This is a genomic window from Enterobacter cloacae complex sp. 2024EL-00711 (assembly GCF_047529885.1).
GTDB lineage: Bacteria > Pseudomonadota > Gammaproteobacteria > Enterobacterales > Enterobacteriaceae > Enterobacter > Enterobacter ludwigii.
In genome coordinates this window covers 459,673-475,333 of sequence record NZ_JBLIZC010000003.1, presented here as the reverse complement: position 1 = coordinate 475,333, position 15,661 = coordinate 459,673, and the positions used below count along the sequence as shown (strand labels likewise).

At 52.8% G+C, this 15,661-nt stretch carries 13 protein-coding genes; 3 read left to right on the top strand and 10 right to left on the bottom strand.

Annotated features, from left to right (window positions below):
• From skp to rpsB, 10 genes are all read right to left on the bottom strand, one after another.
• Entirely contained in the window at positions 1-495 is a 495-nt protein-coding gene (gene skp, locus ACMVME_RS12230) for a molecular chaperone Skp (RefSeq protein WP_020882619.1), read from the bottom strand.
• A gap of 122 nt (positions 496-617) precedes the next feature.
• A complete protein-coding gene (gene bamA / locus ACMVME_RS12225) occupies positions 618-3,050 on the bottom strand; it encodes an outer membrane protein assembly factor BamA (protein WP_068795196.1) in 2,433 nt (810 codons plus the stop codon).
• 31 nt (positions 3,051-3,081) lie between these two features.
• The gene (rseP, locus tag ACMVME_RS12220; protein ID WP_020882618.1) at positions 3,082-4,434 is read right to left on the bottom strand and encodes a sigma E protease regulator RseP; all 1,353 of its coding nucleotides are present in this window, start codon (positions 4,432-4,434) and stop codon (positions 3,082-3,084) included.
• Positions 4,435-4,445: 11 nt separating this feature from the next.
• Positions 4,446-5,303 (bottom strand): phosphatidate cytidylyltransferase, encoded by an 858-nt coding sequence (gene cdsA / locus ACMVME_RS12215; RefSeq protein WP_068795197.1) that lies wholly within the window; start codon positions 5,301-5,303, stop codon positions 4,446-4,448.
• A 12-nt stretch (positions 5,304-5,315) separates the two neighbouring features.
• On the bottom strand, positions 5,316-6,074 hold the full coding sequence (gene ispU, locus ACMVME_RS12210) for a (2E,6E)-farnesyl-diphosphate-specific ditrans,polycis-undecaprenyl-diphosphate synthase (protein WP_014168704.1): 759 nt from the start codon (positions 6,072-6,074) through the stop codon (positions 5,316-5,318).
• Between the two features lie 186 nt (positions 6,075-6,260).
• On the bottom strand, positions 6,261-7,460 hold the full coding sequence (ispC, locus tag ACMVME_RS12205) for a 1-deoxy-D-xylulose-5-phosphate reductoisomerase (RefSeq protein WP_020882617.1): 1,200 nt from the start codon (positions 7,458-7,460) through the stop codon (positions 6,261-6,263).
• 95 nt (positions 7,461-7,555) lie between these two features.
• Positions 7,556-8,113 (bottom strand): ribosome recycling factor, encoded by a 558-nt coding sequence (frr, locus tag ACMVME_RS12200; protein ID WP_014168702.1) that lies wholly within the window; start codon positions 8,111-8,113, stop codon positions 7,556-7,558.
• 166 nt (positions 8,114-8,279) lie between these two features.
• The gene (pyrH, locus tag ACMVME_RS12195; protein ID WP_003856194.1) at positions 8,280-9,005 is read right to left on the bottom strand and encodes a UMP kinase; all 726 of its coding nucleotides are present in this window, start codon (positions 9,003-9,005) and stop codon (positions 8,280-8,282) included.
• A 150-nt stretch (positions 9,006-9,155) separates the two neighbouring features.
• Entirely contained in the window at positions 9,156-10,007 is an 852-nt protein-coding gene (gene tsf, locus ACMVME_RS12190; RefSeq protein WP_008501911.1) for a translation elongation factor Ts, read from the bottom strand.
• Between the two features lie 117 nt (positions 10,008-10,124).
• Positions 10,125-10,850: a 30S ribosomal protein S2 gene (rpsB, locus tag ACMVME_RS12185; protein ID WP_003856207.1), complete on the bottom strand. Its 726-nt coding sequence runs from the start codon at positions 10,848-10,850 to the stop codon at positions 10,125-10,127.
• 321 nt (positions 10,851-11,171) lie between these two features.
• On the opposite strand from rpsB, the gene map reads away from it, so the two are divergent.
• From map to dapD, 3 genes are all read left to right on the top strand, one after another.
• Positions 11,172-11,966: a type I methionyl aminopeptidase gene (map, locus tag ACMVME_RS12180; RefSeq protein ID WP_014168699.1), complete on the top strand. Its 795-nt coding sequence runs from the start codon at positions 11,172-11,174 to the stop codon at positions 11,964-11,966.
• 63 nt (positions 11,967-12,029) lie between these two features.
• Complete coding sequence (gene glnD, locus ACMVME_RS12175; protein ID WP_020882615.1) at positions 12,030-14,705, top strand: bifunctional uridylyltransferase/uridylyl-removing protein GlnD; 2,676 nt, start codon at positions 12,030-12,032, stop codon at positions 14,703-14,705.
• 32 nt (positions 14,706-14,737) lie between these two features.
• Positions 14,738-15,562, top strand: a complete 825-nt coding sequence (gene dapD / locus ACMVME_RS12170) for a 2,3,4,5-tetrahydropyridine-2,6-dicarboxylate N-succinyltransferase (RefSeq protein ID WP_020882614.1) — start codon at positions 14,738-14,740, stop codon at positions 15,560-15,562.
• Positions 15,563-15,661: the final 99 nt, after the last annotated feature.

Sequence of the window (15,661 nt, the reverse complement as noted above, 5' to 3'; positions counted from 1 at the left end):
TTATTTAACCTGTTTCAGAACATCAGCGGTGATGTCTTTAACATCGCTGCTGTTGAAAGCAACGGCATTCGCATCAACAACCAGATCGATGCTCTGATCGGCAGCTACTGCTTTAACAGCAGTCTGAATGCGAGTCACCAGCTTGCCACGCTCTTCGTTAGAACGACGCTGACGATCCTGCTCGAAAGCCTGCGCTTTCTGGGAGAACGTCTGACGCTGAGCCATTACGTCTTTTTCCAGCTTGCTACGGTCGCTCGCTTTCATGGTAGAACCATCACGCTGCAGACGCTGCATTTTGGACTGAAGATCGTTTTCCATACCCTGCAGTTCGCTTGCACGGCCTTTGAATTCGTTTTCCAGCGTCGCAGAAACACCTGTTTTCTGTGCAACCTGCTGGAACAAATTACCCATGTTGACGATTGCAATTTTGTCTGCTGCCTGAGCAGAGGTTGCCATCGCTAAACCGAGACCTGCAGCTAATAACCACTTTTTCACAATTAACTCCTTACCATCCCATTGGCACCAGAAGGTACCGTTCTTTGCGTGGCAAGGCGATCGTGTTACCGATCGCCAGTTGTCAGCGCTACACTGCCAACGCATTCCATTGCAGCGGATTATTACCAGGTTTTACCAATGTTAAACTGGAATTGCTCCGCTTTGTCTCCATCGTATTTCTTAAACGGCTGGGCGTAAGAGAAGACCAACGGCCCCAGCGGTGACATCCATTGTAATGCGATACCTGCAGACATGCGAATATTGCTCGGATCGCTGTAGTCTGGTACGCCTGCCGCACGCATCTGGGCAGTATTCTCCCAGTTGGTATCCCATACAGTACCGGCATCCCAGAAGATGGATGTACGGACTGAGTTTGCGTATTTATCACTGATGAACGGCGTAGGCGTGATGAACTCCAGGCTGGCAACGGCCATGGCGTTACCGCCCACCGCATCATCAGAGCTACAGACATTTTTATTGCCTGATGGATCCGTTGCTGATTTATCACAGTTGTCTTTATCGTTCCCACCGTAATAGACCGCTTTTGGACCAATGTTGTTGGACTGGAAGCCACGAACGGTGCTGGAACCACCGGCGTAGAAGTTCTCATAGAATGGCAGTTCTTTGCCACCTAAACCATCGCCATAGCCCCAACGGGTACGACCCAGGACTACCCACTTGTGGTCGTCATCAATCGGGAAGTAGGATGCGGTGTCCAGCGTTACCTTATAGAACTCGTTATCAGAACCCGGAATAGTCACTTTACCGTTCAGGTTGACACGAGAACCTTCCGTCGGGAAGTAACCACGGTCGAGACGGTTATAGGTCCAGCCATAGTTGAAGGTGAAGTCATCAGCAGCAAAGCCATTATTATCGCTGGATGTACTCGCTGACTGGCCAATAGAGTCCAGATAACGCCACATCGCCACCTGCGGTTGCATGTTGGACAGGTCGTTATGCACGTAACCTAAACCAGCGCGCAGCGAGTTGTATTCGTTAACCGGGAAGCCGAGCGTGCCATCTACACCGTAGCTCTTGTTGGTGTAAGAAGACAGATCCGCGTCATCTGCTTTAAAGTCGTTATAGAAGATACGACCGCCCAGGCTCACACCATCTACGGTGAAGTATGGGTTGGTAACAGAGAACTCAGAGTAGGTCTGGTAGTCGTTTTTGGTACCGTTGATACCTACGGAGTAACCCGTACCCAGCCAGTTATCCTGCTGTACGCCGACCTGGAAGCTGACGCCACTTTCAGTACCGTAGCCCACACCGAAGTTAAAGCTACCGGTGTTACGCTCTTTGACTTTATAAACGACATCAACCTGATCCGGGCTGCCCGGAACACGCTGGGTATCGGTATCAACCGTTTCGAAATAGCCCAGACGGTTCAGACGCTCTTTACCCTGGTCAACAAGGTCGCTACCTAACCATGCGCCTTCCATCTGACGCATTTCGCGACGCAGGACGGAATCTTTGGAGGTGTCGTTACCTTCGAAGCGGATCTTACGCACGTAGAAACGGTTACCCGCATCAACGTTAACGTGAAGCTTCACAGTTTTATCCGCGTCGTTGATTTCAGGCTGAGTTTGTACACGCGGATAAGCATAACCATAGCGGCCGAGCAGCTTCTTAATGCTGTCTTCCATTTTGGTCACTTTAGACCCGCTATACAGCTCGCCCGGCTGAATTTTGGTCAGCGATTCGATCTCAGCAGAATGGCCTGCCAGGTTACCACTCACGTCAACACCAGAAAGCTTGTACTGATCGCCTTCTGTGATGTTAATCGTAATGTAGATGCCTTTCTTGTCTGGCGTCAGACTGACCTGAGTCGAGTCGATGTTGAAACGGGCATAACCGCGATCCAGATAGTAGCTGCGCAGGGTTTCAAGGTCGCCCGCCAGTTTCTGCTTCTGGTATTTACGATCGCCCACCACGTTCCACCATGGCACTTCGTCGCGCAGCTGGAACGTAGAGATCAGTTCATCGGTGCTGAACGCGTGGTTACCCACGATGTTGATCTGCTGGATCTTCGCAGAAACACCTTCCTGGAAGACCAGTTTCAGGTCAACACGGTTACGTGGCAACGGCGTCACAACCGCTTTCACGCTGGCACTGTATTTACCCACGCTGTAATAGAAGTCTTCCAGACCTTTTTCTATGTCTGAAAGGGTTGTGCGGTCCAGGGATTCCCCCACACGTACGCCAGATGCTTCAAGGTTCTGCTTGAGCATGTCATCTTTCACCGACTTGTTACCGGAGAAGGTGATACTGGCGATCGTCGGACGTTCTTTTACCTGAACCAGAAGCGTATCACCATCGCGCAGGACGCGGACATCCTCGAAGTTGCCAGTGGCAAACAGAGCACGGATGGTGTTACTGATGTCATCATCATTAACCGTATCGCCGGGGCGCACAGGCATACTGAGGAGGGCCGCACCAACGGCGACACGCTGAAGGCCTTCGAAATGAATGTCTTTCACTACGAACCCGTCAGCACCGTATACGGTGGCGCTGCTAAACAGCAGCGACGCTATGAGCAACTTTTTCATCGCCATCGTTATTATGCGTTCTTCCTAACTAACTCTCTTACAACCGAGAGAAATCATTGAAAAGTGCAAGCCCCATTAACAGCACCAGCAAAATCGAGCCAATGCGATAACTAAAGTCTTGAACTCGCTCGGATACCGGCCCGCCTTTTAGCTTTTCAATCGCCAAAAACAGCAGATGACCCCCGTCTAAAACGGGAAGCGGGAACAGGTTGATTATCCCAAGGTTCACGCTAATGAGCGCAAGAAACATGAGATAGTAAATCACCCCGAACTCCGCTGACATCCCAGCCCCCTGAGCTATTGAAATTGGCCCACTGAGGTTGTTCAGTTTCACATCACCGGTTATCAATTTCCCCAACATGTTTACCGTCAGCTTCATCAGTTGCCATGTTTTATCCGTGGCTTCAAGGATGGCGCTGAACGGCCCATACTGGCGTATTGTCTTGTACTCATCTGGCAGCGGGATGACTTTCGGCACAACGCCTGCAAACCCTTCTGCCTTTTTGCCGACCGACTTCGTATCCGGAGTCAGCGTCAGCGAAAGCGGACTGCCCTGCCTTTCAACTTCCAGCGCGAGCGACGTGCCCGGATTATCGCGCACCAGAGTAACAAAGGTCATCCACTCTGTTAATGGTTGACCATCGACTTTAACGATCCTGTCGCCCGCTTGCAAACCTGCTTTGCTGGCAGCCGAGTTTGCCTGTACTTCGGCTAATACCGGCTCAATCTGCGCACCGCGTGGACGAATGCCCAGCGCAGAGACGGGATCTTCTTTGTCTGGCTCGAAACGCCAGTGACGTAAATCGAGCACTTTGTCCTGCCGCTGGTCAGAACCAAACGGCGACACGCTGAATGTTGTCTGCCGATCGCCAATTTTGGCTACCAGCTGCAGACGCACGGCATCCCAATCAGGGGTTTCGATGCCATCAATCGCTTTAAGTTCCATCCCCGGCGTAATTTGCGCACTCGCCGCGATGGAATCAGGCGCAATTTCACCTACAACCGGACGCACGCCAGGCACGCCGATGATAAACACCAGCCAGTAGGCGAAAACAGCAAAGATGAAGTTGGCTACCGGCCCGGCAGCGATGATGGCGGCGCGTTGTCCAACGGTTTTGTTGTTGAATGCGCTGTGTCGTAGCTCAGGGGCGACAGGCTCAACGCGTTCGTCGAGCATCTTAACGTAGCCGCCAAGCGGGATAAGAGCGATGACAAATTCTGTGCCGTGGCGGTCAGTGCGCGTCCAGAGTGATTTACCAAAACCGATGGAAAACCGCTCTACCCGCACACCGCAACGGCGAGCAACCCAGAAATGGCCAAATTCATGCACGGTAATCAGTACACCCAGTGCAACAATGAACGCCGCCAGATTCCAGAGAATGCTCAGCATAAAACCTTCCGTTAAATCGTCCCGAATACCAGTAAAAGCAAGCACGCAAACACTGGAACAGCCGCTGTCAGGCTATCAATGCGATCCAGTATACCGCCATGTCCTGGAATCAGGTGTCCGCTGTCCTTAATCCCTGCTTCACGCTTAAACATACTTTCGGTTAAATCACCGAGTACCGAGGCCAGCGCAGCAAAAATAGAGCACACCAGCAGTATTGACGGTGCCACTTCCAGATTCGCCCAGACGCCATAGCCCCAAGAAATGATTGCTGCCGTAAACAGGCCGCCGATGAATCCTTGCCAGGTTTTGCCCGGAGACACTTTTGGCGCCAGTTTATGTTTGCCAAACAGTTTACCAAACATATAGGCCCCAGAGTCAGCCCCCCAGACGAGAATCATCACATAAAGCAGCCAGATCGCGCCGCTGTAGTGGTTTTCGTCATAGTGCCAGGCGCGCAGTGCGACCATACCCCAGAAAAAAGGAACAATTGTGAGCAGGCCAAAAATAAGACGCAACACTTTTGAATTACGCCAGAATGCCGCGGAACCTGGGTAAAAAAGCACCAGCAGCAGCGCGGCAACCCACCAGCCCAGCGATATCCAAAGGGAACCGGCAACCAGCGGTTGATGAATATCATGGTGATATTCAGGCAAGGTAAACAGCATCAGGGCCAGGATAAAGCCACAGAATACCGCCAGCCATACCCGCTGAGTGCGTGAGGTAAAGCCGCTAAACTGACCCCATTCCCACGCGGCGAGCATGCAGACCACCAGCGTCAAAATAGCGAATCCCACCGGGGGCAGTAAAAACAGCGCCGCAATGACAATGGGTATTAATACAAAAGCGGAAATCAGGCGATACTTCAGCAAAAGCTACCCCCATCAGGCTTTGTCGCCACCTGGCTCGGTGCCGCCGAAACGACGCTCTCGATTGGCAAAGGCATGCAGCGCACCTTCAAAGTCTTGTTCATCAAAATCGGGCCAAAGAACATCAGTAAAGTAAAGTTCGGCGTAGGCAATTTGCCACAGCAAAAAGTTACTGATGCGATGTTCTCCCCCTGTCCTAATTACCAAATCCACAGGTGCCAGTTCATTCATGCAGATTTGCTTACTCAGCGCCTCTTCATCAATTTGGTCGGGTCTCAACAGCCCTTCCTGAACCTGTTCGGCCAGATGCCGAACGCCCTGGATAATATCCCAGCGTCCACCGTAATTCGCCGCGATATTGAGCGTCAGACCGGTATTATTTTCAGTCAGCGCTTCTGCTTTACGAATCCGTTCCTGCAAACGTGAGTTAAAACGACTGGTTTCGCCGATAATACGCAGACGGACGTTGTGGCGGTGCAGGCTTTTTACTTCGCTATCGAGCGCCCACACAAACAATTCCATCAACGCGGTCACTTCCTGCGGCGGTCGATTCCAGTTTTCACTGCTAAAAGCATAGAGCGTTAACGCATCAATGCCGTTATTGGCGGCAAAAGAAACGGCGCGGCGAACAGATTTCGCCCCAGCTTTATGCCCAAAGGCTCGTATCTTCCCTTGTCTTTTCGCCCAGCGGCCGTTGCCATCCATAATGATTGCTACATGACGGCAGCCATGAGCTGGCAAGTTTTCGCTTATTGGTTGATTCGCAGACAACATAACGCGTTTTTGGTCCCTGAAAAGGATTTAACGGTACTCAGGAATACTGAAGCCTATACGTAAAAAAGCCGTGTCAAACCACGGCTTACCTGACCACGTAAAGTCAAATACCTGCGATCAGGTGGCGCAGACTATATCACTGAAGCCCAACGCTAACAAATAGCACAACCACTAGTGCTTGCTTTATCACCAGCTTGCGAGGCGTGTCACCTGCTTACGTGCAATAACGCGAGCCTGTGCATCCACCGCCAGCACCTCTTCCACGCTTTGTGGTTCGCGCAAATCCATCATTTCCAGTACCGATAAATTCAACGTCGCAATATCGGTAAATCGGATCTGCTGATTCAGAAATGCCTCAACGGTAATTTCATTAGCTGCATTAAGTGCCGTCGTCGCCGCCTGCCCCTGGTCAAAGGCTTTCATCGCAAGCTTCAGACACGGATAACGATCGTAGTCCGGTTCGCTAAAGGTCAGTGAACTCAGCTTGCAAAAATCGAGCGGTTTCGCCCCGGACTTCACCCGATTCGGCCACGCCATGGCATGCGCGATAGGCGTGCGCATGTCCGGTTCGCCCAGTTGCGCAAGGACGCTGCCATCCTGATAGCGCACCATCGAGTGAATCACCGATTGCGGGTGGATCAGCACTTCCATCTGTTTCGCCGACGCATTGAACAGCCAGCGCGCTTCAATGTATTCCAGACCTTTGTTCATCATGGTGGCGGAGTCAACGGAGATTTTACGCCCCATTGACCAGTTCGGATGACGGCACGCCTGCTCAGGCGTCATTGCGCTCAGTTCAGACAGTGGCGTTTCACGGAACGGGCCACCTGACCCGGTAAGCAAAATCGATACAACGCCATTCTGCTCCAGGTCAGCGTACCCCAGGTTCTGTTGAAAAGGTTGCGGTAAACTCTGAAAAATCGCGTTGTGCTCGCTGTCGACCGGTAAAAGACGCGCCCCGCGCTGCTTCACCGCCTCCATAAAGAGACGTCCGCAGGTCACCAGCGACTCTTTGTTAGCCAGCAGAACCTCTTTACCGGCATCAATAGCGGCAAGCGTCGGTAGCAGCCCTGCAGCCCCGACGATTGCCGCCATGACCTGATCAACCTCATCCAGCGCAGCCATGTCGCAGGCCGCCTGCTGGCCACTCAGGACCTCGGTACGACAGCCTTTCTCACGCAACTGCGCGGTGAGCAGGCGGGCGCTCTCTTCGTCATCCATAACCGCATAGCGAGGCGTAAACTCCAGGCACTGTTCGATCATACGCTGCACATTCTTACCGGCCACCAGCGCGGTCACGGTGTAATGTTCAGGATTATGGCGAACAACGTCGAGAGTGCTGCAACCGATAGAGCCGGTTGAGCCAAGGAGTGTTAAATGCTTCATGAGATGCCCGAAAAAAGTTAGACCAGATAAAAGCAAAACGCCGCCAGCAAGACCCGAAGTCCTTCTGAACGGCGTTTATCAGTGTACGACAGAAATCAGAACTGCATCAGTTCCGCTTCTTTATCTGCCAGCGCCGCATCAATTTTCTTGATCGCAGCATCCGTCATCTTCTGAATGTCGTCCTGTGAACGACGATCGTCATCTTCACTGATCTCTTTTTCTTTCAGCAGCGCTTTGAGTTTATCGTTCGCATCACGACGTACGTTACGCACGGATACGCGACCCTGCTCAGCTTCACCACGAACAACTTTGATCAGGTCTTTACGACGTTCTTCAGTCAGTGGAGGCAGTGGAACGCGAATGTCAGCGCCCGCAGAGCTTGGGTTCAGACCGAGGTCAGACGCCATGATCGCTTTCTCAACCGCTGGGCTCATAGAACGATCGAAGACGTTGATTTTCAGCGTACGGGTATCTTCAACGGTAACACTCGCCAGCTGACGCAGTGGCGTTGGCGTGCCGTAGTATTCTACGATGATGCCATCCAGCAGGCTTGGGGAAGCACGGCCAGTACGGATTTTGCTGATTTGGGTTTTGAACGCTTCTACGCATTTTTCCATGCGTACTTCAGCATCTTTTCTGATTTCGTTAATCACGTTACGAATCCTTGAAAACTTGTCTCAGGCAGACTATCCGCCAGCACAGCGCTACAGGTGTGCTAAGTATAGTCGCGTTTAATTCTGACAACGCCAAAGGCGCGCCCAGGTAAGATACCACTACAAAATAAAGCGGAATCTTACCTGTATTTATCGCCGACGGAAATTATTCCGTGATCAAAGTGCCTTCTTTTTCACCCATGACCACGCGACGCAGTGCGCCAGGTTTGTTCATGTTGAAGACACGGATCGGCAGTTTGTGGTCACGAGCCAGCGTAAAGGCGGCAAGATCCATCACTTTCAGCTCTTTTTCCAGCACTTCGCTGTAGCTCAGCTGATCGTACATGGTGGCAGACGGATCTTTTGCCGGGTCGGCAGTAAACACGCCATCGACTTTGGTCGCTTTCAGAACCACATCGGCTTCGATCTCGATACCGCGCAGGCAGGCAGCGGAATCGGTAGTAAAGAACGGGTTACCCGTACCGGCGGAGAGGATCACCACGCGGTTGTTGCGCAGCAGGCTAATCGCCTCTGCCCAGCTGTAGTTATCGCAGACGCCATTCAATGGGATTGCGGACATCAGGCGGGCGTTCACATAGGCGCGATGAAGCGCATCACGCATTGCCAGGCCATTCATCACGGTTGCCAGCATACCCATGTGGTCGCCCACAACGCGGTTCATCCCCGCTTTCGCCAGACCAGCACCACGGAAAAGGTTGCCACCGCCAATGACCACGCCAACCTGAATACCCAGTTCGACCAGTTCTTTGATTTCCTGTGCCATGCGGTCAAGGATGCTTGCGTCAATACCGAAGCCTTCCGATCCCTGCAGCGCTTCGCCACTCAGCTTAAGCAGAATGCGTTTGTACACGGGTTTTGCATTGGTAGCCATGTTTCTTTCCTGAGACTGTCAACGATTAAGATGGGGGTTAATTCTGGCGACATGATATGTCGCATATCAGCACAGGGATACTGGAGCCTGTCTGATTTCGTGTGACGGGTGACAAAAAGAAGCCGCCCTCAGGCGGCTCCTTTTCAATCATTAAGACTGCTTGGACATTGCAGCAACTTCTGCTGCGAAGTCAGTCTCAACTTTCTCGATGCCTTCGCCCACTTCGAAGCGGATGAAGCCAGTCACGTCAGCGTTGTGCTCTTTCAGCAGCTGAGCAACAGACTTGCTTGGATCCATAACGAATGGCTGGCCAGTCAGAGAAACTTCGCCGGTGAATTTCTTCATGCGGCCTTCAACCATTTTCTCTGCGATTTCTTTTGGCTTACCAGACTGCATCGCGATGTCCAGCTGAACCTGGTACTCTTTCTCTACCACTTCAGCAGACACGTCTTCTGGCTTAACGAATTCTGGTTTGCTTGCAGCGATGTGCATAGCCAGCTGTTTAACCAGCTCTTCATCAGCGCCTTTAGCCGCAACCAGAACACCGATACGTGCACCGTGCTGGTATGAACCCAGAACGTCGCCTTCCAGAGAAGCAACACGACGGATGTTGATGTTCTCACCGATTTTAGCAACCAGAGCAACACGTTCTTCTTCGAACTGTGCTTTCAGAACTTCAACGTCAGTGATTTTGCCCGCAACAGCTGCGTCCAGAACTTTGTTAGCAAATGCCTGGAAACCACCATCTTTAGCAACGAAGTCAGTCTGGCAGTTAACTTCCAGGATGATGCCGTAGTTGCCGTCGATCTTAGTGATGATCACGCCGTCAGCAGCAACGTTGCCTGCTTTTTTAGCTGCTTTGATCGCACCGGATTTACGCATGTTTTCGATTGCCAGCTCGATGTCGCCGTTCGCTTCAGTCAGCGCTTTTTTGCAATCCATCATGCCTGCGCCAGTACGCTCGCGCAGCTCTTTTACCAGGGATGCGGTAATTTCAGCCATTCTTAAATCCTCGGGAGATGTGAACTGCCCGGCCTGAGGCCAAACAGTGTAAATTGAAAAAAGGGGCCGATAATTGGCCCCTATTCATACACGGTACTAATAAGGGGTGAAACCTTATTATTCAGCTTCTACGAAGCTTTCTTCCGCCTGAGAAGCCAGATCCTGGGAACGGCCTTCACGAACGGTAGCAGCTACAGCGCTCAGGTACAGGCTAACAGCACGGATTGCGTCGTCGTTACCCGGGATAACGAAGTCAACACCGTCCGGATCGGAGTTGGTATCAACGATAGCGAATACCGGGATACCCAGGTTGTTAGCTTCTTTGATTGCGATGTGCTCGTGGTCTGCATCGATTACGAACAGCGCGTCTGGCAGGCCGCCCATATCTTTGATACCGCCCAGGCTGTTTTCCAGCTTGTCCAGTTCACGAGTGCGCATCAGCGCTTCTTTCTTAGTCAGCTTGTCGAAAGTACCGTCCTGAGACTGGGTTTCCAGATCTTTCAGGCGCTTGATGGACTGACGAACGGTTTTCCAGTTAGTCAGCATGCCGCCCAACCAGCGATGGTTCACGAAGAACTGATCGCAGCTGTTAGCAGCATCTTTCACAGCTTCGCTTGCAGCGCGCTTAGTACCAACGAACAGAATCTTACCTTTACGGGAAGAGATCTTGTTCAGCTCAGCCAGGGCTTCGTTGAACATTGGTACAGTTTTCTCAAGGTTGATGATGTGAACTTTGTTACGTGCGCCGAAGATGAAAGGCTTCATTTTCGGGTTCCAGTAACGGGTCTGGTGACCGAAGTGAACACCAGCCTTGAGCATGTCGCGCATGGAAACAGTTGCCATGTTTAAAACCTCTATATTAAAAGTTGGGGTTATGCCTCCACGTATCCCATATTACCGACCCCGAAGGGCACCCCGGAATATGTGCCGATACGTGTGTGTTGTTACACAAAGTGAGATTTGTCGCTTCCGTCCAGCCTGTGTATCTGAAATGGATCGGAAGTCCGGCGCGCTTTATACCACAAAACACGACCAGAAACCAACAGTTGTTGGCCGAGTGTGCTGTTAATGATTCTCAATTTGGCACGGGGTGCGCCTGACTGATACCATTAACGACACTTAGACTAGTATTGTCGAAAAAATCGACACTGATGGACAGATTACATGGCTATCTCTATTAAGACACCTGAAGAAATTGAAAAGATGCGCGTCGCCGGTCGTCTGGCCGCAGACGTGCTGGAAATGATCGAGCCGTACGTGAAGCCGGGCGTGAGCACGGGTGAACTGGACCGCATTTGTAACGACTATATCGTCAATGAGCAGCACGCGGTCTCCGCCTGCCTTGGCTATCATGGTTTCCCGAAATCCGTCTGCATTTCGATTAACGAAGTGGTTTGTCACGGTATTCCGGACAACGAAAAACTGCTCAAAGATGGCGACATCGTCAACATCGACGTGACGGTCATTAAAGATGACTACCATGGTGACACCTCTAAGATGTTCATCGTGGGCAAGCCGACGATTCTGGGCGAGCGTCTGTGCAAAGTGACGCAAGAAAGCCTCTACCTGGCGCTGAAAATGGTTAAACCCGGCATTCGCCTGCGCACCATTGGGGCCGCTATCCAGAAATTCGTTGAAGCGGAAGGTTTCTCCGTTGTGCGTGAATACTGCGGCCACGGCATTGGCCGTGTCTTCCACGAAGAGCCACAGGTTCTGCACTATGATGCGGATGACGGCGGCGTGGTACTGCAAAAAGGCATGACCTTCACCATCGAGCCGATGGTCAACGCCGGTGATTACCGCATCCGCACCATGAAAGATGGCTGGACGGTGAAAACCAAAGACAGAAGCTTGTCTGCGCAGTACGAGCATACTATTGTGGTAACAGACAACGGCTGCGAAATTATGACGTTGCGCAAGGATGACACCATCCCGGCGATACTCACGCACGATGAATGATAAAAAAGCCGGCAGATGCCGGCTTTTTTAATGGCTATAGCTTTTTCTTATGGGTGGCGCACGATGAGTAATCTTTTACCCGAACAGTATGCTAACACAGCACTTCCCACCCTACCCGACCAGCCCGATAACCCGGGCGTCTGGCCCCAGCAGGATCTGACCTGCGCCGGTATCAAGGCGCATATGGATGTCTTCCAGCGCTGGCTCGGAAGCGCATTTGATGCCGGTATCTCCGCGGAGCAGCTCATTGAAGCACGCACCGAGTTTATCGACCAGCTCCTGCAGCGTCTGTGGATTGATTACGGGTTTGGGCAGATCAGTGACGTGGCACTGGTCGCCGTCGGGGGCTATGGCCGCGGTGAGCTTCATCCGCTTTCCGATATCGACTTACTGATTTTAAGTCGCAAAAAGCTGCCGGATGAACAGGCGCAGAAAATTGGCGAACTGCTGACGCTGCTGTGGGATGTGAAGCTTGAAGTGGGCCACAGCGTGCGCACGCTGGAAGAGTGCCTGCTTGAAGGATTATCTGACCTGACCGTCGCCACCAACCTGATTGAAACCCGCCTGTTGATTGGCGACGTTGCGTTGTTCCTGGAGCTGCAAAAACACATTTTCAGCGACGGCTTCTGGCCTTCAGAAAAATTCTTCGCCGCGAAGGTCGAGGAGCAGAATCAGCGTCACCAGCGCTACCATGGCACCAGCTATAACCTGGAGCCGGATATTAAAAGCAGTCCGGGCGGACTGCGCGACATTCACACGCTGCAGTGGGTGGCCCGCCGCCACTTTGGCGCCACCTCAATGGACGAGATGGTTGGCTTCGGCTTTTTAACCGAGGCTGAGCGAAACGAGCTGAATGAGTGTCTGCACCTGCTCTGGCGGATCCGTTTTGCCCTACATCTCGAGCTTAGCCGCTACGATAACCGTCTGCTGTTTGACCGTCAGCTCAGCGTGGCGCAGCGCCTCAACTACCGCGGTGAAGGTAACGAGCCGGTTGAGCACATGATGAAGGATTTCTTCCGCGTTACCCGTCGCGTCACTGAACTGAACCAGATGCTGCTGCAGCTGTTCGACGAAGCGATCCTGGCCCTGACGGCGGACGAAAAACCGCGGCCGATCGATGATGAATTCCAGCTGCGCGGCACGCTTATCGATCTGCGCGACGAAACGCTGTTTATCCGTGAGCCGGAAGCGATCCTGCGGATGTTCTACACCATGGTTCGCAATAGCACGATCACCGGGATCTACTCCACAACGCTGCGTCATCTGCGCCATGCGCGCCGTCATCTGACGCAGCCACTGTGCTATATCCCGGAAGCCCGATCCCTTTTTCTCAGTATGTTGCGCCATCCGGGTGCCGTCAGCCGAGGGCTTCTGCCGATGCATCGCCACAGCGTGCTGTGGGCCTATATGCCACAGTGGTCACATATCGTCGGGCAGATGCAGTTCGATCTGTTCCACGCCTATACGGTGGATGAACACACGATCCGCGTCATGCTCAAGCTGGAGAGCTTTGCCAGAGAAGAGACACGCTCACGTCACCCACTGTGCGTCGAACTGTGGCCACGTCTTACCCACCCGGAACTGATCCTGATTGCCGCCCTGTTCCACGACATCGCCAAAGGTCGCGGCGGTGACCACTCGGTGCTCGGCGCGCAGGACGTGCTGAAATTTGCCGAACTGCATGGACTGAACTCTCGTGAGACGCAGCTGGTTGCCTGGCTGGTACGCCACCACCTGCTGATGTCCGTCACCGCGCAGCGTCGTGACATTCAGGATCCGGAGGTCATCAAGCAGTTTGCAGAAGAGGTTCAGACGGAAAACCGCCTGCGCTATCTGGTCTGCCTGACGGTAGCCGATATTTGTGCCACCAACGAAACGCTGTGGAACAGCTGGAAGCAAAGCCTGTTGCGCGAGTTGTACTTTGCCACCGAAAAACAGCTGCGCCGCGGGATGCAAAACACCCCGGACATGCGCGAGCGTGTACGCCATCATCAGCTGCAGGCGCTGGCGCTGTTGCGGATGGATAACATTGATGAAGAAGCGCTGCATCAGATTTGGGCGCGCTGTCGTGCCAACTATTTTGTCCGCCACAGCCCAAACCAGCTTGCCTGGCATGCGCGACATCTGCTTCAGCATGATTTATCGCAGCCGATGATCCTCCTCAGTCCGCAGGCCACGCGCGGCGGTACCGAGATCTTTATCTGGAGTCCGGATCGGCCTTATCTGTTTGCTGCGGTTTGTGCCGAACTGGACAGGCGTAACCTGAGCGTTCACGACGCGCAGATTTTCACCACCCGGGACGGCATGGCGATGGACACCTTTATTGTGCTGGAGCCAGACGGAAGCCCGCTGTCGTCGGACCGCCATGAAGGGATACGTTTTGGCCTGGAACAGGCGATCACCCAGCGCAGCTGGCAGCCACCGCAGCCGCGTCGTCAGCCGTCGAAATTACGCCACTTTACCGTCGATACCGAGGTCAATTTCCTGCCGACCCACACCGATCGTAAATCGTTCCTGGAGCTGATCGCGCTCGACCAGCCAGGGCTGCTCGCCCGCGTCGGCCAGGTTTTTGCCGATCTGGGAATTTCGCTTCACGGGGCCAGAATTACAACCATTGGCGAACGAGTAGAAGATTTATTTATAATCGCCACCGCCGACCGGCGTGCCCTTAATAATGACCTGCAACTTGAAGTGCAACAACGGTTGACAGCAGCCCTCAATCCAAACGATAAAGGGTGACGTGTTTTTTAGTGAAATGGAAAGAGTAAACAATGCAGCAGTTACAGAACGTTATTGAGTCCGCTTTTGAGCGTCGCGCCGAGATTACTCCGGCAAATGTGGATACCGTTACCCGTGAAGCGGTTAATCAGGTTATTTCTCTGCTGGATTCCGGCGCGCTACGTGTAGCAGAAAAAATCGACGGTCAGTGGGTAACTCATCAATGGCTGAAGAAAGCCGTGCTGCTCTCTTTCCGTATCAATGATAACCAGGTTATCGACGGAGCAGAAAGCCGCTACTTCGATAAAGTCCCTATGAAATTCGCTGACTACGACGAAGCTCGCTTCCAGAAAGAAGGCTTCCGCGTAGTACCGCCAGCGGCCGTACGTCAGGGTGCGTTCATCGCGCGTAACACCGTGCTGATGCCCTCCTACGTTAACATCGGTGCTTACGTAGACGAAGGCTCCATGGTGGATACCTGGGCAACCGTCGGCTCCTGCGCGCAGATCGGTAAAAACGTTCACCTGTCCGGCGGCGTGGGTATCGGTGGTGTACTGGAGCCACTGCAGGCTAACCCAACCATCATCGAAGATAACTGCTTCATCGGCGCGCGCTCTGAAGTGGTGGAAGGCGTGATCGTTGAGGAAGGCTCCGTTATCTCGATGGGCGTTTACATCGGTCAGAGTACCCGTATTTACGATCGTGAGACCGGTGAAATTCACTACGGTCGCGTGCCGGCCGGTTCCGTTGTGGTCTCCGGCAACCTGCCGTCAAAAGATGGCAAGTACAGCCTGTACTGTGCGGTTATCGTGAAGAAAGTTGATGCGAAAACCCGCGGTAAGGTGGGCATCAATGAGTTGCTGCGCACCATCGATTAATCGGATATAACAAAAAGCGGGGGCCACCCCGCTTTTTTCATATCTGAGGGTGGCGAAAATAGATTTTTTCGTTAATTATTCAAAGGTTATGTTGAGATC

Coding starts and splice junctions, on each gene's coding strand:
- rpsB (WP_003856207.1), bottom strand. CDS start 10,850: ATGGCAACTGTTTCCATGCGCGACATGCTCAAGGCTGGTGTTCACTTC.
- pyrH (WP_003856194.1), bottom strand. CDS start 9,005: ATGGCTACCAATGCAAAACCCGTGTACAAACGCATTCTGCTTAAGCTG.
- bamA (WP_068795196.1), bottom strand. CDS start 3,050: ATGGCGATGAAAAAGTTGCTCATAGCGTCGCTGCTGTTTAGCAGCGCC.
- ispC (WP_020882617.1), bottom strand. CDS start 7,460: ATGAAGCATTTAACACTCCTTGGCTCAACCGGCTCTATCGGTTGCAGC.
- glnD (WP_020882615.1), top strand. CDS start 12,030: ATGAGTAATCTTTTACCCGAACAGTATGCTAACACAGCACTTCCCACC.
- dapD (WP_020882614.1), top strand. CDS start 14,738: ATGCAGCAGTTACAGAACGTTATTGAGTCCGCTTTTGAGCGTCGCGCC.
- tsf (WP_008501911.1), bottom strand. CDS start 10,007: ATGGCTGAAATTACCGCATCCCTGGTAAAAGAGCTGCGCGAGCGTACT.
- map (WP_014168699.1), top strand. CDS start 11,172: ATGGCTATCTCTATTAAGACACCTGAAGAAATTGAAAAGATGCGCGTC.
- ispU (WP_014168704.1), bottom strand. CDS start 6,074: ATGTTGTCTGCGAATCAACCAATAAGCGAAAACTTGCCAGCTCATGGC.
- rseP (WP_020882618.1), bottom strand. CDS start 4,434: ATGCTGAGCATTCTCTGGAATCTGGCGGCGTTCATTGTTGCACTGGGT.